The sequence below is a fragment of the Legionella yabuuchiae genome (assembly GCF_900640115.1).
In the GTDB taxonomy this organism is placed as follows: domain Bacteria; phylum Pseudomonadota; class Gammaproteobacteria; order Legionellales; family Legionellaceae; genus Legionella_A; species Legionella_A yabuuchiae.
This window is the reverse complement of the sequence record NZ_CAAAIW010000017.1, coordinates 38,259-62,214: the sequence shown is the minus strand read 5'-3', so window position 1 is coordinate 62,214 and position 23,956 is coordinate 38,259. Positions and strand designations below refer to the sequence as shown.

The window sequence follows — 23,956 nt, the reverse complement described above, 5'->3', positions numbered from 1 at the left end:
CGAAGCCTTTTAAGGTTTAAAGCGTACAAGCTGTTTTGTAATGTGTGTCGACGCTATGGAAATCAGCAGTTTCCTGGTATTCATAAACATCAACGCTCAACTTGGCGCTTGCAAGCGGCTGTTTATCACGAGCATACACGAGGCATATCACAAAAAGACCTATCAAAACGGTTTGATAAGGGCAAAGCAACCATTGAACGCTGGTATCATCGCCATTATCAAGAGCAGGATAAAGAGCTCATGAATAAGCCTTGTCCCAAAGTCCTTGGAATAGATGAGCACTTCTTTAACCGCAAGCACGGGTTTGCGACCACTCTGTGTGATTTAAATAACCATAAGATATTTGATATTGTGAAAGGACGAAAGGAGTCTGAGCTTTCAGATTATCTCGCTCAATTACCCGGAAAAGAACAGGTGACAATGGTGTGCATGGATTTAAGCAGCACCTATCGTGCCATTGTAAAAAAATATTTCCCCAATGCGAAAATCGTGGCTGACCGATTCCATGTCATTCGTTTGATGCAACACCAATGCATGCTCACTTATCGAGAACTAGCGAGTCAAATAAAGAGCAACCGTGGGATGTTAGCTGTATTGAGAAAAAGAGCTGATAAGCTGACTTCAAACCAAAAGAGGCGACGAGACGCATTCTTTGAGAAACACCCAGCGATTGAAGCGATTTACAACTTCCAACAGAAACTGCATCAACTGCTGCTATTCAAAGCCATGAACAACGATTGGTGTGAAAAAAACATACCCAAGCTTTTAAACATGTTATCAGAGCTTAAGAATAGCCCTTTCAAGCCGTTAAAAACATTAGGAAAAACAATGCTTAGCTGGAAGGAGGAAATAGCTAGGATGTGGCGATTTACAAAATCTAATGGAATAACAGAAGGCTTTCATCGAAAGATGAAATTGATTCAAAGAAGAGCTTATGGATTTAAAAATTTTGACAATTACAGAATAAGAGTTAGAGTGCTATGCTCATGAGAAAGTGCCCCCGTAATTGGGAAAGACCCCAATTACAGAATAAGAGTTAGAGTGCTATGCTCCTGAGAAAGTGCCCCCGTAATTGGGAAAGACCCAATAAACCCGCTGGAACCCCGCGGATCAGATACAGGTGGTAAAAATACTGATAAATCAACAAGTTATATGGTGGAGGCGGCGGGAATTGAACCCGCGTCCGTAAATCCTCTGCCCTCAGGTCTACATGCTTAGTCAGGCCTATTCAGTTAACCGGGTAGCCTCCGACCGACAGGATTCTACACGGCGATTCCCTAAATTTCGCAATTTGAGGCGGGAAGACTCGAATTGCTAGCTTATCTTCTATGACCGTTGAGTCGATACCGATAAGCGAGCTCGGTCAACGGGGCGCTGGTTTTATGGCAGCGCACGGTGGGACTACACTATCAAAGCTTACGCAGCGATAGCTTCATCTCCATAGTATGCATCGTTAGCATTTATATTTAATTGAGTCTTATTTACGAGAGATCTCATTCTCGGCATGCACATCAGGTTTCGCAACCCACGTCGAAGCCAGGTCGCCCCCATGGTTGTACACTTTTATTATACAACATAGTAGAGTATTTTGCGAAAAAAAAAGCGATTGAAAAAAAAGATGGTGATAAATTTTTGTTAGGATTTTTTCTGTTGTAACCGCTCTATTTCTTGGCGAATTTTGGTCATGGCAGTGGTTGGCGGGAAGCGTTTTAGCACTCGACCTTCTTGATCCACCAGTATTTTAGTAAAATTCCAGGGAATCAATGGCCATCGTTTTTTTTCAATGTGTTTCGCGAGATAAGCATATAAACGTGATTGTTTCGGCCCTCTGACATGGCATTTAGCAAATAAAGGAAATGTGACCATAAAACAGCGCTCAACAAATTCTTTAATTTCTGCCTCACCACCTGGTTCTTGCTTTAAAAATTGATTGCAGGGAAACCCTAAAACCGTAAATCCTTGATCTTTGTAATCCTGATAGAGTTGCTCTAATTCAGTATATTGTTTGGTAAACCCACAGCGGCTGGCTACATTTACGATTAAAATAATTTGACCTTTATAGGGGGTTAACGTTGTCAATTCTCCTTCAATTGTAGTTACCGGAATGTTAAAAAGCTCATCAGACATACAAATCTCTTTTATATTTAGAATAAATTGATCCTATAATGATATCAAATGAAACAAATTTCCAGAGAGCATTATGAAATACATTGAATTACCCGATGGTGTTGAAACGCTTAAGACCGATGAGCAAGGTTATCCTTATTTTGATTATCAGGATGAGAAATTTTATTTACATAATATTGAATCGACAAGCGCTAAGGGTAAATTTTTGGATGAAGAACATGGTTTATCATTGCAGGTTCAGGAACGCTGTCCTGTTGAAGACAAGTTATTTGTTGAATATATGCCCATGAAAAATAAACCTTCTGGGTGGTATAAAGTGGTCAATGGGATTCAAAAAGAAGAAGAGAACCAAAAGCTGCGACAGTCTCACCGTCCTTGGGTAGAAACCGATGCCTATCGCTTTTTGTCCGAAGAACGTAAAAAAAGCGTTGCGTCTTCACGCCAGGAGCAAAAAAAAGATCGTTATCAAAAAGGGCCTAAAAGCGTTTAGCGACTTTTCTCTAGATAACTCAACGTTTATTTTATGCCATTGTGTCTTAGTAATGCATCGACGCGTGCCGGGCGTCTTCGAAAAGCTTCAAACGCTTGTTCTGCTTTTTGAGCGCCCCCTGCTTCTAAAATGCAGTGGAGAAAGTCTCGCCCTGTTTCGGAATTGAAAATTCCTTCTTCTTCAAATCGTGAAAACGCATCACTAGACAAAACCTCCGCCCATTTATAACTATAATAACCAGCGGCGTAACCGCCAGCAAAGATATGACTAAAGCTATGTTGAAACCGATTATAGGAAACAATAGGCACCACCGCTGTTTCTGTTCTGACGTCCGCTAATATCGTGGGGATGAAGCCTGCCCTTTGCGACTCGTATTCTCGATGAATGCGAAAATCGAATAATGAAAACTCCAATTGCCTTACCATGGTCATGGCGGATTGAAAGTTTTTAGCCGCCAGAAGTTTGTTAAAGAGTTCTTTAGGTAACGGTTCTTGAGTTTCGATATGCGCGGTTAATGGCAGTAAACTGTCTTCCTCCCAACACCAGTTTTCAAAGAACTGACTGGGCAATTCCACGGCATCCCACTCCACACCATTTATACCAGAAGCACTGATATAATCCACTTGGGTTAAGACATGATGCAAGCAGTGCCCCATTTCATGGAATAACGTGAGCACCTCATCGTGAGATAAAGCCGCGGGTTTTCCCGCTACGGCTTTGGCAAAATTGCAGGTTAAGGTCGCAATTGGGCGCTGAATTGAGCCATCCTTTAATTTACGGCGGCTTTGCATCGAATCCATCCATGCCCCGCCTCGCTTATTAGGGCGAGCAAATAAATCACAGTAGAGATAGCCTCGTACTTGATGGTTGGCATCGGCAACTTGATAACATGTCACATCAGGATGCCAAGTATCCACGTCATTTACTTCTTTAACGTGCATGCCATAGAGCTTATGAATGATGGAAAACATGCCTTCCATCACTTTGGGTAATGGAAAATAAGGTCTTAAGGCTTCTTGTGAAATCGCGTGTTCAGCATGCTGTTTTTTCTCTGACGCGTAAGCGACATCCCAGGGCTTCAACGCATCAAGTTGGAGCTCTTTTTGAGCAAAGATTCTTAACTCAGCAAATTCTTTTTGAGCTTGGGGGTGCGCCTGTTGATTTAAATCATGTAAAAAGCTCATCACTTGCTCAGGTGATTCTGCCATTTTGGTGGCCAGCGATAATTCGGCAAAATTGCTAAACCCTAAGAGTTGGGCTTTGCGATGCCGTAACGAGAGAATTTCATCCATAACCGGGGTGTTATCGAATTCACCACGGTTAGGACCTGCGTCGGAAGCTCTTGTAACAAACGCGGTGTATAGCGCTTCCCGAAGTGATCTATCCTCGGCATAGGTTGCAATAGCAAGATAGCAAGGAATTTCAAGATTAAATACCCAGCCTTTGAGTCCTTTTTCTTCAGCAAGAACGTTAGCCGCATGCAAAGCATGCTCTGGAAGCCCTGAAACACGGGTCTCGTCTTCGATATGAAGTTCATACGCTTGGGTAGCATCCAAAACATTATTTTCAAACTGATTGGAAAGCTCAGAAAGTCTAGCCTGAATTTTTTCAAACTCCGCTTTTTCCTCATCCTCTAAAGCCACGCCAGAAAGCTCAAAATCACGCACGGTATCGCTAATAATTTTCGTTTGAGTTGTATTCAAAGAGGCGCAATCGATGGATTTTATAGCTTCATATAAAGCTTTATTATGGCCAACAGCCGATTCGTAGGCCGATAACTTGGGTAGACAAGCTTGATAGCACGCGCGTCGTTCTTTCGAGTTTACTACAGCATGAAGATGCGCCATTGGCGACCAAAACTGCTCAAGTTTATCGTCTATTTCTTCCAAGGGTTCCATTAAACTCTCCCAGGTATGGGAGGTATTTTGTTGCAGTAAGGCATTGATTTTTTGTAAATTATCGCTCAATAAACGCCCAAGAGCGTCACTAAAATGGTCTACGTCAATTTGACTGAATTGGGGTAAGGCATCAATGGACATAAAAATCCTCTGGCTTTGATATGAACATGGCGTTAAGGATATCATTGATTTGAGCTTAACCCTAGAATGGCGTGGCTGAATTCAAGCAAGGGGGTAGGCGCTATTATGAAGATATCGAGCTTGTTAAGCCATGATGAGCTTCCAACAAATCACCCATCTGAATGTGTTCTGATTTTGGAGAAGAGGGAGATTTATTCTTAGCGCTTGAAAAAAGGCTGTGCTGAGTTAAAGCGGATGAGCCGCGAGTTAATACCGTTACCTCTGGACTAGAATTCTTATTCTCCAAGCGTTTCGTAATAATATAACTCGCGATGGTCATTGAAACAGCAATAGCTGCGCCAATCAGAGGAATCAAGGGATTAAGTCCAAACAAAGGAATCGCCAAGATAATAGCTCCCAGCAATACGCTGGTGTTGATGATTCCTAACCAGAGCCGTTGTTGCTCGTGAGACATTTTCTGTTGTAAATGTCTTAGATAGGTCGTTATCTCTTCTCGTTGCTCGTAAGACAGTTTATCGTCTTTGAGTAAGGTTTCGTAGTGCTTATAAAGCCGATTAAAACGAGAAGACTCATGAATCATTCGCATACAAGCTAGCATCACATCAAACCCTTGCAAAGCGACCGAAACATAAATGGCAAACGGCGCTAAAGCGCCAGTTAATATAAAACAGTTAATAATCCCTGAGATTAACCAAAGGGTATCATTTCCTAATTCAAACCAACGTTTTTTCCATTCTGCCAGTAGTCTCGCTTCCCAACCTAATGCTTTCTCTTGGTCGCTCATCCAGTGACCTGGAATGACATGTTTTAACATCATGGTTAGATTGACTAATAATCGTGGGGTAAAAAAGAGCCAGGCTAAATGCAGTAAAAAGGGATTGAGGAAGCGATCAAATTGTACAACCCAGCGCCGATAGGTTGATAGCTCAGCGGTCATGGGAGCGATTACCACCAATAATCGCCGGATTCGAATGGTCATTAGACGAAGCCAATTTAATTCGACGGTGGTGTTATGGGTTCGGCGATCGATGTTCCAACCAGGATTGAGGCTGACGTGCAAAGATGGGGTAGGAAACTGATACCCATGCTGCACTAAGAATTCCTTGAATAACTTTTGTTCTTGCTGCAAACGCATGATTTCACGTGGAACATCCAAATAATCACGGTTTAAAATCTCAAGAAGCTCTGCTAAAGCCAAGGCGACTTCGACTTGTGCGCAAATTGCAGGTTTTGCTTTTCCTTGAATAAAATCATGCGCTAACTGAGTACAAATAAGATTGTATTCCAAACTTAGCACAGGAAGCTGTCTAAGCGCGGTTTTAAAGAAATCCAAATCTTGCTCAACCAGGTTCTTAGAAAATACCCAGGTATTGCCAGCCCCGTCTACTCGTTTAGGGAGCGTTAGTCCTTGTTGTTTCGCGCGATCAAAAATAAGGGCCATACAAGATGAGTTCGGACAAAAATATTGACATTATGCCCTAAAACGAACAATGAGTGAAATTTTTTTGCTAAAGCAACTGGCTCATTTTTAAGTCCCAGGGATAACTTGCCGAACGCATGCTTCTGAGCGACAATAGTTGCCCCAATATTATTCCGGTCGCGCTCATGAGTACGTTGAAAGAATTATCACTTGCCATACGATTTTTAAGCATCGATGCCGTGGAACAAGCACAATCAGGGCATCCAGGCATGCCGCTGGGCATGGCCGACATCGCAACGGTTTTATGGAAAAAGTTTTTGTCTTTTAGCCCAACTAATCCTCATTGGTTTAATCGTGATCGCTTTGTATTATCGAACGGCCATGGCTCCATGCTCCAATATGCTTTATTGCATCTGACTGGTTACAATCTTAGTCTTGAAGAAATTAAACACTTCCGCCAATTACACTCCAAAACTCCAGGACACCCTGAATGCACTGAAACGCCCGGCGTCGAAACCACCACCGGCCCTTTAGGACAGGGACTTGCAAATGCAGTAGGAATGGCCATCGCTGAGAAAATCTTAGCCGCCGAATTTAATCATGCGGACATTCCCTTAGTGGATCATTTTACCTACGCATTCGCCGGAGACGGCTGCATGATGGAAGGAATTTCACATGAAGTGTGTTCATTAGCGGGGAAACTTGGTTTAGGAAAGCTTATTGTTTTTTATGATGATAATGGCATTTCTATTGATGGTGACGTGGATGCATGGTTTACAGATGACACCGCCTCACGCTTTAGATCCTATCATTGGCATGTGATTGAAGGCGTGGACGGCCATGATTACGAAGCCATTGAGAATGCTATTATTTCCGCACGTCATGAGCAAACTAAACCCAGTTTAATTATCTGCAAAACGGTGATTGGGCTTGGCTCAGAAATGGCTGGCAGTGAGAAAGTTCATGGCGCGCCATTAGGTGAAAAAGATATTGCTCAAATGCGTGAAAAATATCAATGGAATTACCCACCTTTTGAAATTCCTGATCATTTGTATGCCCAATGGAATCATATCGAAGAAGGCAAACAAGCAGAGCAACTTTGGCTAAATCGATGCGAGTTATATAAAAAACAAAATCCCAAAATGTATTATGAGTTTTTGCGCCGGATTAATGGCGATCTCCCCGACAATTGGTCAAAGCAATCAAATGCATTCATTCAAGAATGTCAGACCCATGAAAAAGCCATTGCAACGCGCAAAGCCTCTCAGTTATGCCTAGAAAATTATGCGGCCCTTTTACCGGAACTTTTTGGTGGCTCGGCGGATTTGACGGGTTCAAACAATACCAATTGGTCCGGTTCAAAAGCCATTAACGAAGGCGATTTTTCGGGTAACTATCTTTATTATGGTGTTCGCGAATTTGGCATGGCGGCTATCATGAATGGTATAGCGGTTCACGGTGGCTTTATTCCTTACGGCGGTACTTTTCTAGTCTTTTCGGATTATGCGCGCAACGCCATTCGATTAAGCGCCTTAATGAAGCAACGCGTGATTTATGTTCTGACCCATGATTCGATAGGTTTAGGTGAGGATGGGCCGACGCACCAGCCGATTGAACATACTGCGATGTTGCGTTTAACGCCTGATCTCGATGTTTGGCGCCCAGCTGACTTAATGGAAACAGCGGTGGCTTGGCAGCAAGCGATCGAGCATCATACCGGCCCCTCTTGTCTTTTGCTTTCAAGACAGAATTTGCCCGCACTTTCTTTGAATTCATCGCAGATAAAAGAAATAAAACAAGGCGGCTATATTCTGCGTGATAGCAACGATAGTCCTGAGATCATTTTAATTGCAACAGGTTCGGAGGTAGAGCTTGCTTTAAAAGCAGCAAACGTCGTTGCTGAAAATGGCGTGCAGGTGCGCGTCGTATCTATGCCTTGTGTTGAACGATTTTTACGAACGGATAAGACTTATCAAGAACACGTCTTACCGGCTTCTATTCGAAAACGCGTCGCAATCGAGGCGGCTTCCTCTGCATTCTGGCATCAATTTACAGGGCTTGACGGGGAAATTATCGGACTTCGTCAATTCGGTCGCTCAGCCCCAGCAAGTGATGTGTTTCAAGACATGGGAATCACCGTAGACAACATCGTCGCTGCCATCCATCGACTTCTTAATTAAGTCCGGGCAAAATGGCATTTTTTTTGATTAGGATCGCTTTAATCTCTTTAAAGTATCGATATTCGGGAGAATAGATAATGACAATTCGTGTTGCAATTAATGGCTATGGCCGTATTGGCCGTTGTGTTTTGAGGGCTATATTTGAGTATAACCGCACCAATGAGTTTAACGTGGTTGCAATTAATGATCTGTCTGGGATTGAAACCACAGCGCACTTGACGCGTTATGATTCAACTCATGGGCGCTTTCAACATAATGTCGAAGTCGAAGGAAATAAACTCGTCATTGATGGACATCCTATTTTAATTACCAACGAACGTGACCCTGAAAAACTACCCTGGTCTGAATTAAACGTTGATCTCGTCATGGAGTGCACTGGCTTATTTACCAAACATGATGCTGCCATGAAACATATCCAAGCTGGGGCAAAAAAAGTATTGATTTCTGCTCCTGGGAAAGAAGCGGAAGCCACCATCGTCTATGGCGTGAATCATAACACCATTCGCGCATCGGATTTGATTGTCTCGAACGCTTCCTGCACCACCAATTGTTTAGCGCCGGTTGTAAAACCACTCCATGAGGCTTTAGAAATTGAATACGGCTTATTAAATACCGTTCATGCTTATACCAAAGACCAAATGCTTTTGGATGGAAGTCATTCCGATTTGCATCGCGCTCGAGCGGCGGCGCATTCTATTATTCCAACCAAAACAGGCGCAGCCGCCGCAGTTGGTTTAGTATTGCCTGAGTTGTCTGGTAAGTTGGATGGATTTGCAATGCGCGTCCCAACGATGAATGTCTCTGTAATTGATTTTACTTTTACGTCCAAAAAATCTGCGACCAGAGAAGAAGTCAATGATATCATGCGAGCCGCAAAAAGTGACATTTTGCTTATCAATGAAGAACCTTTAGTGTCTTGTGATTTTAATCATGTGCCCGCTTCGGCTATTTTTGATACGACTCAAACTAAGGTTTTAGGTAATTTGATCAAGGTTGTGGCCTGGTATGATAACGAGTGGGGTTTTTCAAACCGAATGCTTGATACTGGTTATTACATGATGAATCTTTGAAGGAATACCCATGAATCTTATCAAAATGACTGATCTTGATCTGAAAAATAAACGGGTCTTGATTCGAGAAGATTTGAATGTGCCCATTAAAGAGGGATTAATTACGAGCGAGCAGCGCTTACAAGCCGCTCTTCCGACGCTTAAAACCGCATTAGATAAAGGTGCGGCAGTGATAGTGCTTTCTCATCTTGGTCGCCCTGAAGAGGGAACAGAGGATGCACGCTATACGTTAAAACCTGTAGCAGACTATCTTGCCTCCCATCTGGATTACCCCGTTCATTTTGTTACCGATTATCTAAGTGGTGTGAATGCAAAACCCGGTGAACTGGTTGTGTGTGAAAATGTTCGTTTCAATAAAGGTGAGAAGGAAAACAATCCACAGTTAGCCAAAAAACTTGCGGCTCTTTGCGATATTTTCGTCATGGATGCATTTGGTACGGCTCATCGCGCTCAAGCTTCTACGGTTGGTGTGGCAAAATATGCCCCTGTTGCCGCTGCAGGGCCTCTATTAGTCCGTGAACTTGAAGCATTACAACATGTGTTGGAAGCGCCAGAGCGTCCTATTGCTGCGATTGTTGGCGGAGCAAAAGTTTCTTCAAAGCTAACGCTATTGAAGCAGCTTGTTAACATGGTTGATGTGTTGATACCGGGCGGTGGAATTGCGAATACCTTCTTAAAAGCAGAAGGGCATGAAATTGGTAAGTCGCTCTATGAGCCGGAACTGGTCGATGAAGCCAAAAAGATTCTTATTCGAGCAAAAGAAAAAGGCTGTAAAATACCACTACCAACGCATGTGGTGGTTGGAAAATCATTTAGCGAAACGTGTCCTGCATTTAATAAATTACTAGGAAACATTGCTAGTGATGACATGATCATGGATATAGGCCCAGACACGGTGGCCGATTACATTGAAATTCTTGATGAGGCCAAAACCATTCTCTGGAATGGCCCAGTCGGTGTGTTTGAATTACCACAATTTGCATATGGTACAAGAGCCATTGCCATTGCTATCGCAAACAGCGATGCCTTTTCTATTGCCGGTGGGGGTGAAACATTAGCCGCCATAGATCAATATAATTTAATCTCGCAAATTTCTTATATCTCCACCGGAGGGGGAGCGTTTCTTGAGTTTATGGAAGGAAGAAAATTACCCGCTGTAACGATGTTAGAAGAGCGAGCAAAATGAGACGTACCAAAATAGTTGCAACTGTAGGACCTGCCAGCAATCATGAGCAAACATTGCGAGCGATGCTCGAAGCTGGCGTTAATGTCATTCGTATTAATTTTTCTCATGCCGGGAGCACGTTTAAAGAAACAATTGAATTGGCTAGGACACTTGCCGACGAACTAAACCATCCTTTGGCCATCATGGCGGATCTCCAAGGCCCTAAAATTAGAGTGGGTCGTTTTGAAAAGAACTTCATAACGTTAGTCAACGGTCAAAAATTTACATTAAACTGCTTGGCCGAACCGCCTTTAGGGGATGAGTCTGGCGTTAGTGTCGATTACCTCAGCCTTTGTGACGAATTAAACGTTGGCGATCATTTACTCTTAGACGATGGTTTGATTGAGCTTGTAGTCACCGACATTCGGGATAAATTTATCGATTGCGAAGTCATTGAAGGCGGAAAGCTCAGCAACAATAAAGGCATCAACCGTAAAGGCGGAGGGCTCGCCGCTGGCGCTTTGACCAGCAAAGACAAGCAAGATATGGCAAATGCCATTAACGCAGGGGTTGATTATGTCACCTTATCCTTCGTCAAAAATGCAAGCGATATTGAAGATGCGCGCCGTTTATTGGCAGAACTTAATTCTCCAGACACCCCCATTATCGCTAAAATTGAACGCACTGAAGCCTTAGAACATCTCACCGAAATCATAACCGCGGCCGATGGCATTATGGTCGCGCGGGGGGACTTGGGCGTAGAGGTGGGGGCGGCGGAAGTTCCAGCGATTCAAAAACGCATCATCAAAGAAACGCGCTTACTGAATAAAATTGTGATTACAGCGACTCAAATGATGGAGTCGATGATCAATCATCCTCAACCCACCCGTGCTGAAGTTTCGGACGTGGCTAATGCCATCTTAGACGGAACGGATGCGGTGATGTTATCGGCTGAAACCGCAAGCGGCCAATACCCAGTTAAAGTGATTAGCATGGTCGATAAAACCTGCGTCAGCGCCGAAAAGCACGCTTCATTTTTTTATAAGCTCAACCATGATACCAGCCATTACCAACGGCGTGATCAAGCCATTGCGATGGCCAGCATGCACATCGCCAATCATTTTCCAATTGCCGCCATCGTTGCTTTAACCGAATCCGGCGCCTCAGCAATTTGGATGTCTCGTCAGCGTAGTATTGTGCCAATATTCGCTATTTCTGATAATGAAGCCACCGTTCGTAAATTAAGCCTCGTCAATAATGTATTTCCACTGCATTACGACTATCGCGGCATCAGCAATGACCAAATTAATCAAGCGATGATTGGGTATCTTTTGCAACAGGGTTTGGTGACTGAAAATTCGTATGTACTGGTAACTCGCGGCAGCATTATCGGGGAACCAGGCGGAACCAACTCGCTTGAGATTTTGTCGGCAACTGGTTTTTAATTGAGCTGAGGCGCTTCTCGCTCATCGCGCGAAGCGCCTCTTCAAACCAAGTGCGTCAAATTGGCTTACCGATACGTTCTCATAACCATCGCATTTTGAAGTAGCTTGGGTATACATTAGACTTATGCTGCATCTGAACCTGGCGAGCCTCTTGAACTTAGAGGTGATGGTTTCTTGAAACGCATAATTAGCATATCATACACCGGTGTATTAACTACGTGCCTCAAACTCAGCTATTTATAAGCACCCGCCTCTAGCAGCACGTCCCTTCCTTTCACTCCTTTGATCACTTCAAGATCGTCCTTATCTACCCAACAACGAATCTCTTTCCCATCATCCGTTTTAAACGTAGCCATCACACCTTTGTCATCCTGAGTTTTCTTGGTAAACGCAAAAGCGCTTGCCAATGCAAGGCATAAGAGTGTTGCTAATATTCTCTTAGTCATCATAGTCTTCTCCAAAGCGACAGATTATCGATTCCTTAACAACGAAACACAATAGAAGTATAGACCATGTTGAGAGGTTGGCCGAAAGGGCAATAGGGTTAACGAAGTTAGGATGCAGACGCTACCTTGAGAAACGACTCGGTTACTTCTTTTTTCTCGATAATCCCAGATTTTTTTAGATGATTGAGTATCGTTTGCAAAAAAGGGTTGGTGACTGAAAATTCATATGTCTTGGCAACTCGCGACAGCATTATCGGCGAACCAGGGGAACCAACTCGCTTAGATTTTGTCGGTGACAGGTTGTTAATTGAGCTGAGGCGCTTCTCGCTCATCGCGCGAAGCGCCTCTTTAAACTGAGTGCGTCAAGTAGGCTTACCGATACGTCCCCATAACCATCGCATTTTGAAGTAGCTTAGGTATAAAAATGGGCTTATTCTGCATGCGAACCTGACATCCCTCTTGATCTTAGAGTGGATGTTTTCTTAAAAAGCAAAATCAGCATGGTATACACCGATGTATTAACGACATACCCTCAAACTCACAACCATCTCGGCGGATGCACTTCACTCAGCACACATATCACAATCTGGTGTGCTGATGGGCGCCTGTTTTACCCCCGTCGATAATACCACGTCCTTTCCTTTCATTCCTCTTATCACTTCGTGGTCGTCCTGATGTACCAAACAACGAATCTGTTTCCCATCGTCCGTCTTAAACGTAGCCCACAACTCTTTGTTATCCTGAATCTCATTGGCAAACGCAAAAGCGCTGGTCAATGCAAGACCTAAGAAGGTTGCTAATATTCTCTTAGTCATCATAATCTTCTCCAATGCTACGGGTTATCGTTTCTTTAACAACGAAACACAATAGAAGTATAGACCATGCTCTGGGGTGGTTGGCAGAAAGGGCAATGACTAACTTAGTTTGGATGCAGGCGCTGCCGTAATTTGGGATATTACTCGGTTACTTCCTTTTTTCTCGATAACCCCAGTTTTTCTTTTAAGCGCGCGACAGCTTCGGGATCATATTGTCTAGTAGATTTATGTTTGACGACCACTGCGGCAGGCTTTGGCGCTGTGGTATGGGTTAGAGAAGAACCATAAGCCGGTTCACGATCGGCGTAGTAAGGTTGGCTATTTTGATCCCCGGAATAATTCGAGGAGAACGAAGATTTGGCGTTAATCGATGGGGCGGACTTCATGAGAATCGTTTTCCTCGCGTTTTTAGCGCTTTTTTCAACGCGTCGCTTTATTTTTGCCGCGGCCTTTTCCGCTTCGTCAACGGTAACTTCTTCGACGGGCTCGCCTTGTAAATTGACTCTCATTTCTCGCGCTTTTACTGCGGTTAGGTAATCGATTCGGCGCGCAAAAACAACTAAGGCTTCACGTAATTTACTTTTCGATATTCCCGCGTGCTTTGCCTCGTCAGCGTATTCCATCAGATCATTTAAAATCCCTTTTTTTAAGGGTCGAATTTGAACGTTGTTATCAAATGCCTTAGGAAAACGCCCAGCTAACCAACGAAGGGCTTGCAAGCGTGCCTGTTTAGATGAATTTTTTTGTTTTTGATTAATGATTGCAGTGCGAGGATGCAATTCTTGTTTTCTCATGCGAGAGGCCTCATCAGGCAGTAAAAATTGACCATGCAATGTATAAGGTTTAATTCCATTTTGCAAGAGTATTGATTCAATTAACCCGACGCGCTAAATTATAACCCGCTTAATGCACAACAAGTCGCATTTTGAAGTATCTTTGATAAATGTATATATTTAAATAATCTCCCCTGAAACGGCGTATGAATTATGAAACACGTATTTATGTCAATTTTAGCCATTTTTTTACCGTGGGTTGTGCTCCTACTTAATGATAATCCTGGTGGCGCACTTATTACCTTGGTTCTACAAGCCACTCTAATAGGCTGGATCCCAGCCAGCATGTGGGCTTGGCGCGTTGTCCATGAAACCCGTGAACGTGAAAAAGCTGAGCAGAAGGAGAAGAAAGAAAAGAAACCCTCTTAGGATTAGAAGTCTGGATAAATTTAATCCTGTACTAAATTTCTGCGTTACTTAATGAAGGATTATCGATTTCATGAAAACCAGAGTTATCGTCAATGGATCAAGCGGGAAAATGGGTTCTATGGCGTGTGAAACCATTCAAAACCATCCCGAGTTCGAACTCGTCAGAGCCTTAGGAAGTCAAGATAATTTAAGTCAGGAAATTACAGCAACAAACGCCGAAGTGGTGATTGATCTCACGCGAGCGGACTGTGTGTTTGAAAATAGTTTAACCATCATTGAACATGGTGCGCACCCGGTCATTGGGACCAGCGGGCTTATTGACGACGAAATTATTCGGCTCAAAGCGTTATGTGAACAAAAAAAGCTAGGGGGAATCATTGTTCCAAACTTTTCTATTGGCGCTGTTTTAATGATGCAATTTGCGGCCAAAGCCGCGCATTTTTTTAACGAAGTGGAAATCATAGAAGCGCATCATCAACAAAAGTTGGACGCCCCTTCTGGCACTGCACTTAAAACAGCAGAGATGATAGCCGCGAACCGAAGTAACCGTAAAAACGCGTTGCCGCTTAAAGAGCTCGTTGAAGGTGCGCGTGGTGGAAAGCATCGTGACGTCAATATCCATTCATTGCGATTACCTGGAGTGTTAGCGAAACAAGAAGTTATATTTGGCAGTCAAGGGGAAACGTTAACGTTATGCCATAACAGTATTGATCGATCCTGTTTTATGCCAGGCGTAGTACTCGCCTGCCAACGAGTAACCTCGCTAGATTCACTCTATTATGGGTTGGAACATTTGCTTAATCATTCAGAATAAATGGAAGGCGGTGAGCGAAATATACCCGTAATCTTTCAAAATGCGTGTTTTTAGGCGCCTTTATTTTTTGTCCTGCCGCATTTTAAAAAGCGAGTAATGGCTCATTCCCTTGCGAGTTTTTTAAAATGCGGCAGGGCGAAAAAGAAAAAGCATAAATCACGCATTTTGAAAGATTACGGGTATATACCCGTGATCGTTCAAGATTCGTGTTTTTAGGCCCCATTTTATTTTTTGACCTGTCGCATATTGAACGATCACGGGTATATAAGTTTGTGCTACACTGTTTTTGGAATTTTTTTTACAAGGTAGGTAATAAGGATGATAACAAAAAAAATAGGAGACTTTACCGGAATCTCCACTTCTGGAATTAGTGAGGCCATTAAAAATGCACTAGAAAAAGCTGGTGAACACAGTAGATTTGAAGTCATTGAAACCACCGCGCAAGGCAGCGGAACCAATCGCCAATACCAAGTCACTCTTTCAACCTATAACGACTGAACGACGCAGTTTCATGGTTCGGTACTTAAGGATAACCTTCTAAAAAGGAGCTTTAGTGATGGTTTACCACGTTCCACATGTGATTGCAGGTCAAAAAAAACTGCATTCTGACCTACCCAGTAAAGCGATATTTAATCCCGCGATCGGCGAAAAGATTGGTGATGTTTTTTTTGCGGATAAAACGCTATGCGATGAAGCAGTACTTGCTGCTAGAGAAGCGTTTACGGGCTGGTCTCAAACACCGCCTATCAAACGAGCTCGTATTCTCTTTAAATTTCGCGATTTATTAGAAAAACATCAGCTCGAATTAGCCAAAATTGTAACTCAGGAACATGGCAAAACCATCGAAGATGCAAAAGGCTCTGTGGCGAGAGCCATTGAAGTGGTTGAGCTTCATTGTGGCTTGATTACTCAATTACAAGGCAGCTTCACCGCCAATGTCTCGAATCAGATTGATTGCTATACCATGCTTCAACCCCTAGGCGTGTGTGCGGGCATTTCTCCGTTCAATTTTCCAGTGATGGTACCAGTCTGGATGATGATCCCCGCCATTGCTTGTGGAAATACATTTATCTTAAAACCATCGGAGCAAGATCCCTCGGCGCCGGTTCGGTTGTTTGAGCTACTTCACGATGCAGGTTTACCCGATGGGGTGGCGAATTGCATTCAAGGCGATAAAAACACGGTTGACTATTTATTAAATCATCCGGATATACAAGCCTTTACAGCCGTTGCCTCTACCCCCGTTGCTGAGCATATTTATAACACCGCAACAAGCCTTGGCAAACGCGCTCATACCTTTGGTGGCGCTAAAAATCATTGTCTCATTCTGCCGGATGCGGATATGGATTTTGCTGCGAACGCTATTGCGGGTGCCGCCTACGGCTCAGCTGGTGAGCGATGCATGGCGATTTCAGTCGCCGTCACGGTAGGTGATCAAACCGCTGAGCAATTTTTAGAAAAAATTGTTCCAGAAATAAACGCCATTCGTATAGACGCTGGCGATGCTGAACCTGTGGATATGGGGCCAGTAATTAGCAAAGCACACCGGGGTCGATTGCTAGAGGCAATAAATCAAGGCGTGCAAGAAGGCGCAAAGTTGGTGATTGATGGACGAGACTTTTCTCATCCAGAGCATCCCAATGGGTTTTATCTTGGACCTTGTTTATTCGATCACGTCAAAGAACACATGTCGGTCTATCAAAATGAGTTATTTGGACCGGTGTTAATCGTTGTTCGCGAAAAGGATTTTGATTCGGCTTTAAACTTAGTAAACCGCAATCAGTATGGAAATGGTACGGCAATTTTTACGCGTGATGGTTATACAGCGCGAGAATACTGCCAACGCGTACAAGTTGGAATGGTTGGGGTTAACATTCCCATTCCTGTTCCCATTGCAAGCCATCCGTTCGGAGGTTGGAAACAATCTTCTTTTGGCGACACCAACATGCATGGTGCGGAAAGTATTCATTTTTACACTCGCCGTAAAACCATCACAGAACGTTGGCCAGCGACTAAGATTCACGAACAATCATTCATCATGCCAACCCATTAAGGAGATCAGCTTGGCTAATATAGGATTCGTTGGACTTGGTCACATGGGATTACCCATGGCTATTAATTTGATGAACGCCAATCATACGGTGACTGGTTTTGATCGCCAACCTGAAGCGTTAACCGCTTTACAACGGGAGGGGGGGAGTCGTGCGGAATCACTAATCATGTTGGCCAAGGACTCTGAAATTATCATCACCATGTTGCAAACCGGTGAGCAAGTTAAGCAGGTTTGTTTCGGGGAGGATGGGCTATTTGCAGCAGCTAAAAAAGGCACGCTTTTTATAGATTGCTCATCGATTGATGTGACTAGTGCACGAGCGTTTCATACTCAAGCCGAGGAGCATGGGCATTTGGTACTGGATGCCCCTGTTTCAGGAGGGGTGCTAGGCGCTAAAGCAGCAACACTGACCTTCATGGTAGGAGGTAAAGAAGAAGCGTTTGCAAAAGCACATCCAATTTTCCTGGCGATGGGTAAAAAAATTATTCATACTGGAGAGGCTGGAAGCGGTCAAGCCGCAAAAATATGCAATAATATGATTCTGGGTATTTCAATGATCGCTGTATCCGAGGCGTTTGTCTTAGCCGAACAGTTAGAATTAAGCGCGCAGAAACTCCATGAGGTGGTCACCAACTCATCAGGCCAATGCTGGACCATGAACCAATACGTTCCTGTACCGGGGATATTAGACAATGTTCCCGCCAATCAGGATTATAAAGCGGGATTTACTGCAGCGATGATGCTTAAAGATTTGAAGCTTAGTCAGCAATGTGCAGAAGAATCTGGCGTTGAAACCCCATTAGGGGCAACAGCAAAACAGTTATATCAATCTCTGGTGAACGACGGCATGGAGGAGTTAGACTTTTCTGCGATTATCAAATTGATTCATAATAAAGCAGGTGTGTGAAGGTGCGCCACTGATGTTCTTAATAAGCGTATATTTCGCAATTTGTTGACATTTAAAACGCCTTCATTAACAATTGGACTCTGGTCATTTTTAAAAATGAGCCGGTAAGTGTTGTCTTTGTGAACGAAGTGAAGCAACTCAGAATAATTTTTAATAAGAGTACCGAGAAGGATTGCATCGCGAATGCTTGTAAAAACCCGTTATTAAACAATTTTGTAACAATGGTCCAGTATCAATGGACTTACGATTAACTGCAACTAGAGCCTTACACAATGCTAAGAAATTCCTCAAAGCCTGAACCTAAAACCCAACCCCGTACCATTATTGGGTTCACAATAAAAACTGAAACTTCATCACCCATGCCAAGTCCTTCCTCCCCTCCATCCGGAAGAACAAATAAGTTTTTTGACCAAAAAGAGGCATTTAAACAAGCTCTTGAAACCGGTAGAGTCATGTTTTCTTCTTCAAGTCAGAGCGCTGAAGCAAGCAAATCAAGCTCTAATCAAGTCTTTGAAAGTAATACAAGCGACCAAGCTTCTCCAAGATGTACTCTGGATACGATCGAAGATGGTGATGAGGATAATGAAGATGATGAACTAATCTTTCCAATGGATGATGTTTCAAAAGGGCCAAGAGCTTAATTTGCATATTCAAACCATTGATTCAACCGATCAATCAGTTCTTCCACACCTTGCTTTTTCAAGGACGAAAAAGCTTGTACGCTCACTAAATCCTTAACTGGTTGGTAAACGTTCTTAACCTCATGCAGGGCCGCTTGAACCTGGCCGCGACTTAGTTTATCCGCTTTGGTTAAAAGAATATGAACAGGTAAATCGCGCTCTATTGCCCAATTAACCATCATTTGATCCAGCTCTTTTAAAGGGTGACGAATATCCATAAGAAGCACTAACCCTGTAAGGCTTTTACGCGTCTCAAGGTAATGAGCCAAGTGCATTTGCCAGTCACGTTTTACTTGCTGTGCGACTTTTGCATAGCCATAACCCGGCAGATCTACCAACCGGTGATTATCATCCTCTAGAGTAAATAAATTAATAAGCTGCGTTCGACCTGGGGTCTTGCTGGTCCTGGCCAATTGACGCTTGCCCGTTAAACAATTTAAGGCACTGGATTTACCGGCATTAGAGCGGCCGGCAAACGCCACTTCATAGCCAGTATCTTCTGGTAAGTGTTCAACGCGTGCCGCACTTTTTAAAAATTGTGCTTGTGTATAAGGATTATTGATCATAAGCGTCACTATAATTTGCAGAGTTTCTTAAAGACAGTGTACCATTAAATCAGTTTTAACCGATGAGAAACCGATGAGAAAATTAGCTTTTGCACTTTTCTTATGCAGTTCTTTGCTCGCCTTTGCCGAGGGGAATCCTCTGGCAGGCAAAGAAAAGTCTTCCGTTTGTGCCGCATGTCATGGTCCTACGGGCGTGAGTAATAACCCTGAATGGCCTAATCTTGCCGGTCAGCATGCTGATTATTTAGTTCGGCAAATGAAGTATTTTAAAGAGGGAAAAAAGCGCAGCTCTCCATTGATGACCCCAGTTATGGCCAATTTAACTCCGCAAGATATGAGTGATCTGGCTGCATTTTATGCCAATCAGCCTTTGCCAAGACTAACCACGCCTAAGCAATATGTTAAACCTGGTGAGCGCTTGTATCGTGGCGGTAATTTCGAAAAACACATTACCGCCTGCATCGCCTGTCACGGCCCGCAAGGGTTTGGCAATGCGCAAGCTGGTTTTCCGGTTTTATCAGGCCAGCATGCTGTATATAGTATCCAGCAGTTAGAAGCGTTTAAGAACCGAACGCGGACTGGGGATATAAACGACATGATGCATGACATCGCCAGCCGTATGGGAAAAGAAGAGATGGAGGCGGTTTCCTATTATTTATCCGGCTTGCATTAAAATCGTGTAAACTATAGCTTCTTTAAGTTTAAGCACTAAGGTGAACGTCATGTTAAAACGGTTGTGTTTTATTGTTTTATGTTTGCTCCTTCCTACCTTAACCTTTGCTGAGGACTTTGTTGCGGGCAAAGATTATGTCGTCATCAACACAGCCAGTGAAGGCTCTTCGCAAGAAGATCGCGTGATGATCACAGAATTTTTCAGCTACGGATGTCCTTGGTGCTATCGTTTGGAAACCCGCTTAGAAACTTGGGTAGCCGCCAAAGGAAGTCATGTATTCTACGAAAAAGTTCCGGTTATTTTTAACAAAGACTGGGAGTTCTACGCAAAAGCTTTTTATACGGCTCAAGCGCTATCGTTACAAGAATCCATAACGCCGGCTCTTTTTAAAGCCATTCTGACGGATAAAAAGCGTTTAAACAACAATAAAGACATGGTTCAATTTTTACACACTCAGGGCATTGATGAGAAGGTGGCGAAAAGCGCGTTTCATAATTCACCCAGCATTGATATAGAAATCAATAACAGCAAACGCATGATGGCAACCTATCAAATCGCCGCCGTTCCCGCTCTGTTAATTCAGAACAAGTACAAGACGGATTTACAAATGGCTAAGTCTGAGGATCGCTTGTTTGCGATTTTAGATTATTTGGTAAAAAAATCTAAAAACGAACATCCATGAAGCTAGAACCCCTAAGATTTAATCGCTAGAAATACCGGGATTTTCTAAGCTTAAAATCCCGGTATTAAAATCATAGGCAAACAATTCAGCGTATCGCCCCCAATCAATCATGGTTCTTAAAACACGGTCAGCTTCTTTCTCGCTTAAATAATCTTCTAGTTTGCTTAAAAACCGCTCTTCAGAGACATAATGACTGCTTTTCTCATCTAAAATCTTACAGATATAGCGAGCCAACGGCACTTTCTGCAACAGTTGTTTCGCAAATATTTGCTTTCGTTCTTGCAAATCAGCATCTGAGAATTGCTTACCAAGATCGCTAAGCTGAATATCCCCATCCAACACGCGAGCGAATCCTAACACTTCTAGTGTTTCAAGAATGGGGAATAAATCATCCACATTCATCATCAACTCATCGGCCAGCTCTGGTAAGTCCATACGATCTTCAAAGGATTTCATCGTTTCGATTAAACCGGATAACTCAGAAGGCTCAACATCCGGTAAGCGATAACCCAAAGCAATTTGCCGCTCACGAACATGGCGCGCTTTTTCTCTTGGGCCCGTGGTCATTAACGTGTAAATTCTATCAACTAATGCTCTAAACTCTGGCGATTCCGTTGTTCTTGGTTGGGGAAGTTTTACCCTTAAATCGGATCGAATATACCCAGGATCACTGCCTAAAATAATGATTCTATCCGCAAGCATAGCCGCTTCTTCAATATTATGGGTGACTAATAAAATACCATTGGTGTTGGTTTTTTTATCTTGCCATAAGTCTAATAGGTCGGATTTTAAATTTTCTGCCGTTAAGACATCTAATGCGGAAAACGGTTCATCCATTAACAACACATCGGGATTAATCACTAATGCTCGCGCAAATCCGACCCGCTGTCGCATACCTCCAGACAATTCTTTTGGAAAAGCCGATTCAAATCCATCAAGCCCAATAATATCAATGGCTTCAATGGCTCGACGACGGCGTTCTTCTTTGGGTATGCCTTGGGCTTCTAAGCCAAGCTCTACATTTTCTAATACCGTTAACCAGGGCATAAGGGCAAAGGATTGAAACACCATAGCAATACCTTGCACTGGTTTCGTTACGGGCTTGCCTCGATAGGCGACCTCACCGCTAGAAGGCGCCACTAACCCCGCGATGATCCGAAGAAGAGTCGATTTTCCTGATCCAGACTTGCCAAGAAGGGCAACGATTTCCCCTTCTTTTAATTCGAAGTCGATGTCTTTTAACACCAATAAATCCTGATCAGCTGATTTTTTATACGCTTTCCGCAGGTTAGTTATCGAGATGATGGTTTCAGACATAAGGATCTCAGTTGATATTAAAACGCTCTTCTGCTAACCGATACAACGGCTGCCAAAGAATATGATTAAAAAATAGGACATACAAACACATCATTGCGGTTCCTAATGCGATTTTAGGAAAGTCCCCTTCAAGAGTGCTTGCTTGAATGTACGCGCCAAGTCCAGTGGCTTTTAAGGTGGTATTACCCCAGCTCACCCATTCAGCAACGATACTTGCGTTCCAGGCGCCACCTGCAGCGGTAATGGCGCCGGTAATGTAGTAGGGAAAAATGCCTGGAAGCGCTAATGTTCGCCACCATTGCCAACCTTTAACCCCGAAGTTATCCGCAGCTAAAAACAAATCACGCGGGATAGTCGATGCCCCAGCAATGACGTTAAACAAAATGTACCATTGTGTTCCTAAAATCATTAATGGGGTCACCCAAATTTCAACGTTTAAATTAAACTGAACGATCGCTATCACAAATAAGGGATAAAATAAATTCGCTGGAAACGCGGCTGCAAATTGAATCACAGGTTGTACCTTTTGCGCCAAACGTGGCCGACGTCCAATCCACACACCGACCGGTATCCAAACCATGGAGCTTAAGACAATCAAGACAATTACGCGGGTAGCGGTGGCTGAGCCCAATAACAGCACATGAATGATATCGCTCACTTTTAATTCGGCTAAAATATATCGCAAGAAGGTATAAGCCCCCCCGAGGATAGTCAGCAATAAAAGGGTATTCCAGAGCCAGGTAATTTGGCGAATCCTCGTTGTGCTAATTTCTCGAGAAGATTTGGCCGTGTAGCGACTAAGAATTGGAGCATTGACAAAACGATCTCTGACCAGACTTAGACCCGAGTCAACAGATTTCATTAAACGACTACGACGCATCCAATCAATTAACCAAGATTGATATTCTTCTTCGTCGGGAGATTGCTCTACTTTAAATTTTTCTGACCAAGCAATTAAAGGACGAAACAAAATTTGATCGTAAAGAAAAATAACCACCACCATAGCTAACATCGCGTAGCCCAATGCAGGAAGATCGCTTCTTTCAATCGCTAGCGCAATGTAGGAGCCCACACCAGGTAAGCGTATTTCTTGATGAGAAACCACAATGGCTTCAGACAGCACCACAAAAAACCAACTCGCAGACATGGACATCATCATATTCCAGAGTAATCCTGACATGGAATAAGGCACCTCTACCTTCCAAAATCGCTGCCATGGCGATAATTGAAACATAGAAGACGCTTCACGAAGGTCGTGAGGCACTAGTTTTAGCGATTGATAAAACCCAAAGGTAATATTCCAAACTTGGGCGGTAAAAATCACAAAAATAGACGCGCATTCTGGGCCAAGCATGCTACCAGGAAAAAGATGAATAAATCCTGTCACGGTAATCGCTAAAAAGCTTAGCACTGGTACGGATTGTAATATATCAATGGCTGGGATAATTAATTGTTCGGCCCGTTTATTTTTTGCCGCCAATGTCCCTACAATAAAAGTAAAGGCTATTGAAAACAATAACGCAATAAACATTCTTAGAACCGTTCGACCGGCATAAAAAGGCAACACCGCAGGATCTAAGGATATTGGTAATGGCTGGCCCAGAGCGTAAGGAGCAGCCATTTGCTTTCCCACCCAAGCTAAAAAAAAGAGGACGGAAAAAACTAAGATCAGCAGCAATAAATCCCAACGATTTAGATAACGACTGACGTTTTCTCGATTAGCAAAATAAAAACGATTGCTATCCATAACATCCCCTTATTTATAATGAGTAATAAGAGGGCCTTCTGCAAATACTTACCCCGCTACAACCACGGTTTGGCCGCGACGTAAGCATTTGCAGAAACCCCTAATTGACGACTGAGAG

The 23,956-nt window shown here is 43.3% G+C and carries 23 protein-coding genes and 1 other RNA gene; 14 read left to right on the top strand and 10 right to left on the bottom strand.

Translation table 11 applies throughout. The features are described from left to right. Positions 1-990 (top strand): ISL3 family transposase (locus tag E1O47_RS07750; protein ID WP_133130693.1); only part of this gene is annotated, 990 nt, incomplete at its 5' end. Between the two features lie 163 nt (positions 991-1,153). Here the strand turns inward: E1O47_RS07750 and ssrA are convergent. Continuing rightward, positions 1,154-1,549: a transfer-messenger RNA gene (ssrA, locus tag E1O47_RS07745) on the bottom strand. 86 nt (positions 1,550-1,635) lie between these two features. Further along, positions 1,636-2,127: a glutathione peroxidase gene (locus E1O47_RS07740; RefSeq protein WP_133130692.1), complete on the bottom strand. Its 492-nt coding sequence runs from the start codon at positions 2,125-2,127 to the stop codon at positions 1,636-1,638. Positions 2,128-2,200: 73 nt separating this feature from the next. Between E1O47_RS07740 and E1O47_RS07735 the strand changes: the two genes are divergently transcribed. Then, a complete protein-coding gene (locus tag E1O47_RS07735; protein ID WP_133130691.1) occupies positions 2,201-2,617 on the top strand; it encodes a hypothetical protein in 417 nt (138 codons plus the stop codon). A gap of 26 nt (positions 2,618-2,643) precedes the next feature. Here the strand turns inward: E1O47_RS07735 and E1O47_RS07730 are convergent, their stop codons facing one another. Both E1O47_RS07730 and E1O47_RS07725 read right to left on the bottom strand, forming a co-directional pair. Beyond that, positions 2,644-4,656, bottom strand: a complete 2,013-nt coding sequence (locus E1O47_RS07730) for a M3 family metallopeptidase (RefSeq protein ID WP_133130690.1) — start codon at positions 4,654-4,656, stop codon at positions 2,644-2,646. A 103-nt stretch (positions 4,657-4,759) separates the two neighbouring features. Then, positions 4,760-6,097 carry a hypothetical protein gene (locus E1O47_RS07725; RefSeq protein ID WP_133130689.1) on the bottom strand — a complete coding sequence of 446 codons (1,338 nt, stop codon included), beginning with the start codon at positions 6,095-6,097 and terminating at the stop codon, positions 4,760-4,762. A gap of 164 nt (positions 6,098-6,261) precedes the next feature. Here E1O47_RS07725 and tkt point away from each other — a divergent pair, with 164 nt between their 5' ends. From tkt to pyk, 4 genes are all read left to right on the top strand, one after another. Then, a complete protein-coding gene (tkt, locus tag E1O47_RS07720; protein ID WP_133130695.1) occupies positions 6,262-8,256 on the top strand; it encodes a transketolase in 1,995 nt (664 codons plus the stop codon). 77 nt (positions 8,257-8,333) lie between these two features. After that, positions 8,334-9,326: a type I glyceraldehyde-3-phosphate dehydrogenase gene (gene gap / locus E1O47_RS07715; protein ID WP_133130688.1), complete on the top strand. Its 993-nt coding sequence runs from the start codon at positions 8,334-8,336 to the stop codon at positions 9,324-9,326. Positions 9,327-9,336: 10 nt separating this feature from the next. Then, a complete protein-coding gene (locus E1O47_RS07710; protein WP_133130687.1) occupies positions 9,337-10,512 on the top strand; it encodes a phosphoglycerate kinase in 1,176 nt (391 codons plus the stop codon). Continuing rightward, the gene (pyk, locus tag E1O47_RS07705) at positions 10,509-11,936 is read left to right on the top strand and encodes a pyruvate kinase (RefSeq protein WP_133130686.1); all 1,428 of its coding nucleotides are present in this window, start codon (positions 10,509-10,511) and stop codon (positions 11,934-11,936) included. The genes E1O47_RS07710 and pyk overlap by 4 nt, the downstream gene beginning before the upstream one ends. 233 nt (positions 11,937-12,169) lie before the next feature. Here the strand turns inward: pyk and E1O47_RS07700 are convergent, their stop codons facing one another. The 3 genes from E1O47_RS07700 to E1O47_RS07690 all read right to left on the bottom strand — a co-directional run bounded on the left by E1O47_RS07700 (position 12,170) and on the right by E1O47_RS07690 (position 13,991). After that, positions 12,170-12,385 (bottom strand): hypothetical protein, encoded by a 216-nt coding sequence (locus tag E1O47_RS07700; RefSeq protein ID WP_133130685.1) that lies wholly within the window; start codon positions 12,383-12,385, stop codon positions 12,170-12,172. A gap of 560 nt (positions 12,386-12,945) precedes the next feature. Next, a complete protein-coding gene (locus tag E1O47_RS07695; protein WP_133130684.1) occupies positions 12,946-13,200 on the bottom strand; it encodes a hypothetical protein in 255 nt (84 codons plus the stop codon). A 137-nt stretch (positions 13,201-13,337) separates the two neighbouring features. Beyond that, complete coding sequence (locus E1O47_RS07690; RefSeq protein ID WP_133130683.1) at positions 13,338-13,991, bottom strand: ProQ/FinO family protein; 654 nt, start codon at positions 13,989-13,991, stop codon at positions 13,338-13,340. 192 nt (positions 13,992-14,183) lie between these two features. Between E1O47_RS07690 and E1O47_RS07685 the strand changes: the two genes are divergently transcribed. The 6 genes from E1O47_RS07685 (at position 14,184) to E1O47_RS07660 (ending at position 18,814) form a co-directional block, all read left to right on the top strand. Then, complete coding sequence (locus E1O47_RS07685; protein ID WP_133130682.1) at positions 14,184-14,399, top strand: YqaE/Pmp3 family membrane protein; 216 nt, start codon at positions 14,184-14,186, stop codon at positions 14,397-14,399. 70 nt (positions 14,400-14,469) lie between these two features. Further along, positions 14,470-15,213: a 4-hydroxy-tetrahydrodipicolinate reductase gene (gene dapB, locus E1O47_RS07680; RefSeq protein WP_133130681.1), complete on the top strand. Its 744-nt coding sequence runs from the start codon at positions 14,470-14,472 to the stop codon at positions 15,211-15,213. A gap of 318 nt (positions 15,214-15,531) precedes the next feature. After that, positions 15,532-15,711 (top strand): dodecin domain-containing protein, encoded by a 180-nt coding sequence (locus tag E1O47_RS07675; RefSeq protein ID WP_133130680.1) that lies wholly within the window; start codon positions 15,532-15,534, stop codon positions 15,709-15,711. A 58-nt stretch (positions 15,712-15,769) separates the two neighbouring features. After that, entirely contained in the window at positions 15,770-17,266 is a 1,497-nt protein-coding gene (locus E1O47_RS07670) for a CoA-acylating methylmalonate-semialdehyde dehydrogenase (protein WP_133130679.1), read from the top strand. 10 nt (positions 17,267-17,276) lie between these two features. Continuing rightward, positions 17,277-18,173 carry a 3-hydroxyisobutyrate dehydrogenase gene (gene mmsB, locus E1O47_RS07665; RefSeq protein ID WP_165475073.1) on the top strand — a complete coding sequence of 299 codons (897 nt, stop codon included), beginning with the start codon at positions 17,277-17,279 and terminating at the stop codon, positions 18,171-18,173. 272 nt (positions 18,174-18,445) lie between these two features. Then, positions 18,446-18,814, top strand: coding sequence for a hypothetical protein (locus E1O47_RS07660; RefSeq protein WP_133130677.1), 369 nt, complete (start codon positions 18,446-18,448; stop codon positions 18,812-18,814). On the opposite strand, the gene yihA is transcribed toward E1O47_RS07660, so the two are convergent. Continuing rightward, positions 18,811-19,419 carry a ribosome biogenesis GTP-binding protein YihA/YsxC gene (gene yihA, locus E1O47_RS07655; protein WP_133130676.1) on the bottom strand — a complete coding sequence of 203 codons (609 nt, stop codon included), beginning with the start codon at positions 19,417-19,419 and terminating at the stop codon, positions 18,811-18,813. The two genes, E1O47_RS07660 and yihA, sit on opposite strands and share 4 nt — an antisense overlap. A 73-nt stretch (positions 19,420-19,492) precedes the next feature. On the opposite strand from yihA, the gene E1O47_RS07650 reads away from it, so the two are divergent. Then, a complete protein-coding gene (locus E1O47_RS07650; protein ID WP_133130675.1) occupies positions 19,493-20,092 on the top strand; it encodes a c-type cytochrome in 600 nt (199 codons plus the stop codon). A 49-nt stretch (positions 20,093-20,141) separates the two neighbouring features. Further along, on the top strand, positions 20,142-20,774 hold the full coding sequence (locus E1O47_RS07645; protein WP_133130674.1) for a thiol:disulfide interchange protein DsbA/DsbL: 633 nt from the start codon (positions 20,142-20,144) through the stop codon (positions 20,772-20,774). 18 nt (positions 20,775-20,792) lie between these two features. On the opposite strand, the gene E1O47_RS07640 is transcribed toward E1O47_RS07645, so the two are convergent. Then, on the bottom strand, positions 20,793-22,091 hold the full coding sequence (locus tag E1O47_RS07640) for an ABC transporter ATP-binding protein (protein WP_133130673.1): 1,299 nt from the start codon (positions 22,089-22,091) through the stop codon (positions 20,793-20,795). Between the two features lie 7 nt (positions 22,092-22,098). After that, positions 22,099-23,838 (bottom strand): ABC transporter permease, encoded by a 1,740-nt coding sequence (locus tag E1O47_RS07635; protein WP_133130672.1) that lies wholly within the window; start codon positions 23,836-23,838, stop codon positions 22,099-22,101. Positions 23,839-23,956: the final 118 nt, after the last annotated feature.

What these genes read in the sequence shown, in the direction of transcription:
- tkt (WP_133130695.1), top strand. Translation starts at nt 6,262, where the DNA reads ATGAGTACGTTGAAAGAATTATCACTTGCCATACGATTTTTAAGCATC.
- E1O47_RS07675 (WP_133130680.1), top strand. Translation starts at nt 15,532, where the DNA reads ATGATAACAAAAAAAATAGGAGACTTTACCGGAATCTCCACTTCTGGA.
- E1O47_RS07650 (WP_133130675.1), top strand. Translation starts at nt 19,493, where the DNA reads ATGAGAAAATTAGCTTTTGCACTTTTCTTATGCAGTTCTTTGCTCGCC.
- pyk (WP_133130686.1), top strand. Translation starts at nt 10,509, where the DNA reads ATGAGACGTACCAAAATAGTTGCAACTGTAGGACCTGCCAGCAATCAT.
- yihA (WP_133130676.1), bottom strand. Translation starts at nt 19,419, where the DNA reads ATGATCAATAATCCTTATACACAAGCACAATTTTTAAAAAGTGCGGCA.
- E1O47_RS07725 (WP_133130689.1), bottom strand. Translation starts at nt 6,097, where the DNA reads ATGGCCCTTATTTTTGATCGCGCGAAACAACAAGGACTAACGCTCCCT.
- E1O47_RS07700 (WP_133130685.1), bottom strand. Translation starts at nt 12,385, where the DNA reads ATGATGACTAAGAGAATATTAGCAACACTCTTATGCCTTGCATTGGCA.
- E1O47_RS07670 (WP_133130679.1), top strand. Translation starts at nt 15,770, where the DNA reads ATGGTTTACCACGTTCCACATGTGATTGCAGGTCAAAAAAAACTGCAT.
- E1O47_RS07710 (WP_133130687.1), top strand. Translation starts at nt 9,337, where the DNA reads ATGAATCTTATCAAAATGACTGATCTTGATCTGAAAAATAAACGGGTC.
- E1O47_RS07645 (WP_133130674.1), top strand. Translation starts at nt 20,142, where the DNA reads ATGTTAAAACGGTTGTGTTTTATTGTTTTATGTTTGCTCCTTCCTACC.
- E1O47_RS07660 (WP_133130677.1), top strand. Translation starts at nt 18,446, where the DNA reads ATGCTAAGAAATTCCTCAAAGCCTGAACCTAAAACCCAACCCCGTACC.
- E1O47_RS07635 (WP_133130672.1), bottom strand. Translation starts at nt 23,838, where the DNA reads ATGGATAGCAATCGTTTTTATTTTGCTAATCGAGAAAACGTCAGTCGT.
- E1O47_RS07730 (WP_133130690.1), bottom strand. Translation starts at nt 4,656, where the DNA reads ATGTCCATTGATGCCTTACCCCAATTCAGTCAAATTGACGTAGACCAT.
- E1O47_RS07740 (WP_133130692.1), bottom strand. Translation starts at nt 2,127, where the DNA reads ATGTCTGATGAGCTTTTTAACATTCCGGTAACTACAATTGAAGGAGAA.
- E1O47_RS07695 (WP_133130684.1), bottom strand. Translation starts at nt 13,200, where the DNA reads ATGATGACTAAGAGAATATTAGCAACCTTCTTAGGTCTTGCATTGACC.
- E1O47_RS07640 (WP_133130673.1), bottom strand. Translation starts at nt 22,091, where the DNA reads ATGTCTGAAACCATCATCTCGATAACTAACCTGCGGAAAGCGTATAAA.
- dapB (WP_133130681.1), top strand. Translation starts at nt 14,470, where the DNA reads ATGAAAACCAGAGTTATCGTCAATGGATCAAGCGGGAAAATGGGTTCT.
- E1O47_RS07685 (WP_133130682.1), top strand. Translation starts at nt 14,184, where the DNA reads ATGAAACACGTATTTATGTCAATTTTAGCCATTTTTTTACCGTGGGTT.
- gap (WP_133130688.1), top strand. Translation starts at nt 8,334, where the DNA reads ATGACAATTCGTGTTGCAATTAATGGCTATGGCCGTATTGGCCGTTGT.
- E1O47_RS07690 (WP_133130683.1), bottom strand. Translation starts at nt 13,991, where the DNA reads ATGAGAAAACAAGAATTGCATCCTCGCACTGCAATCATTAATCAAAAA.
- E1O47_RS07735 (WP_133130691.1), top strand. Translation starts at nt 2,201, where the DNA reads ATGAAATACATTGAATTACCCGATGGTGTTGAAACGCTTAAGACCGAT.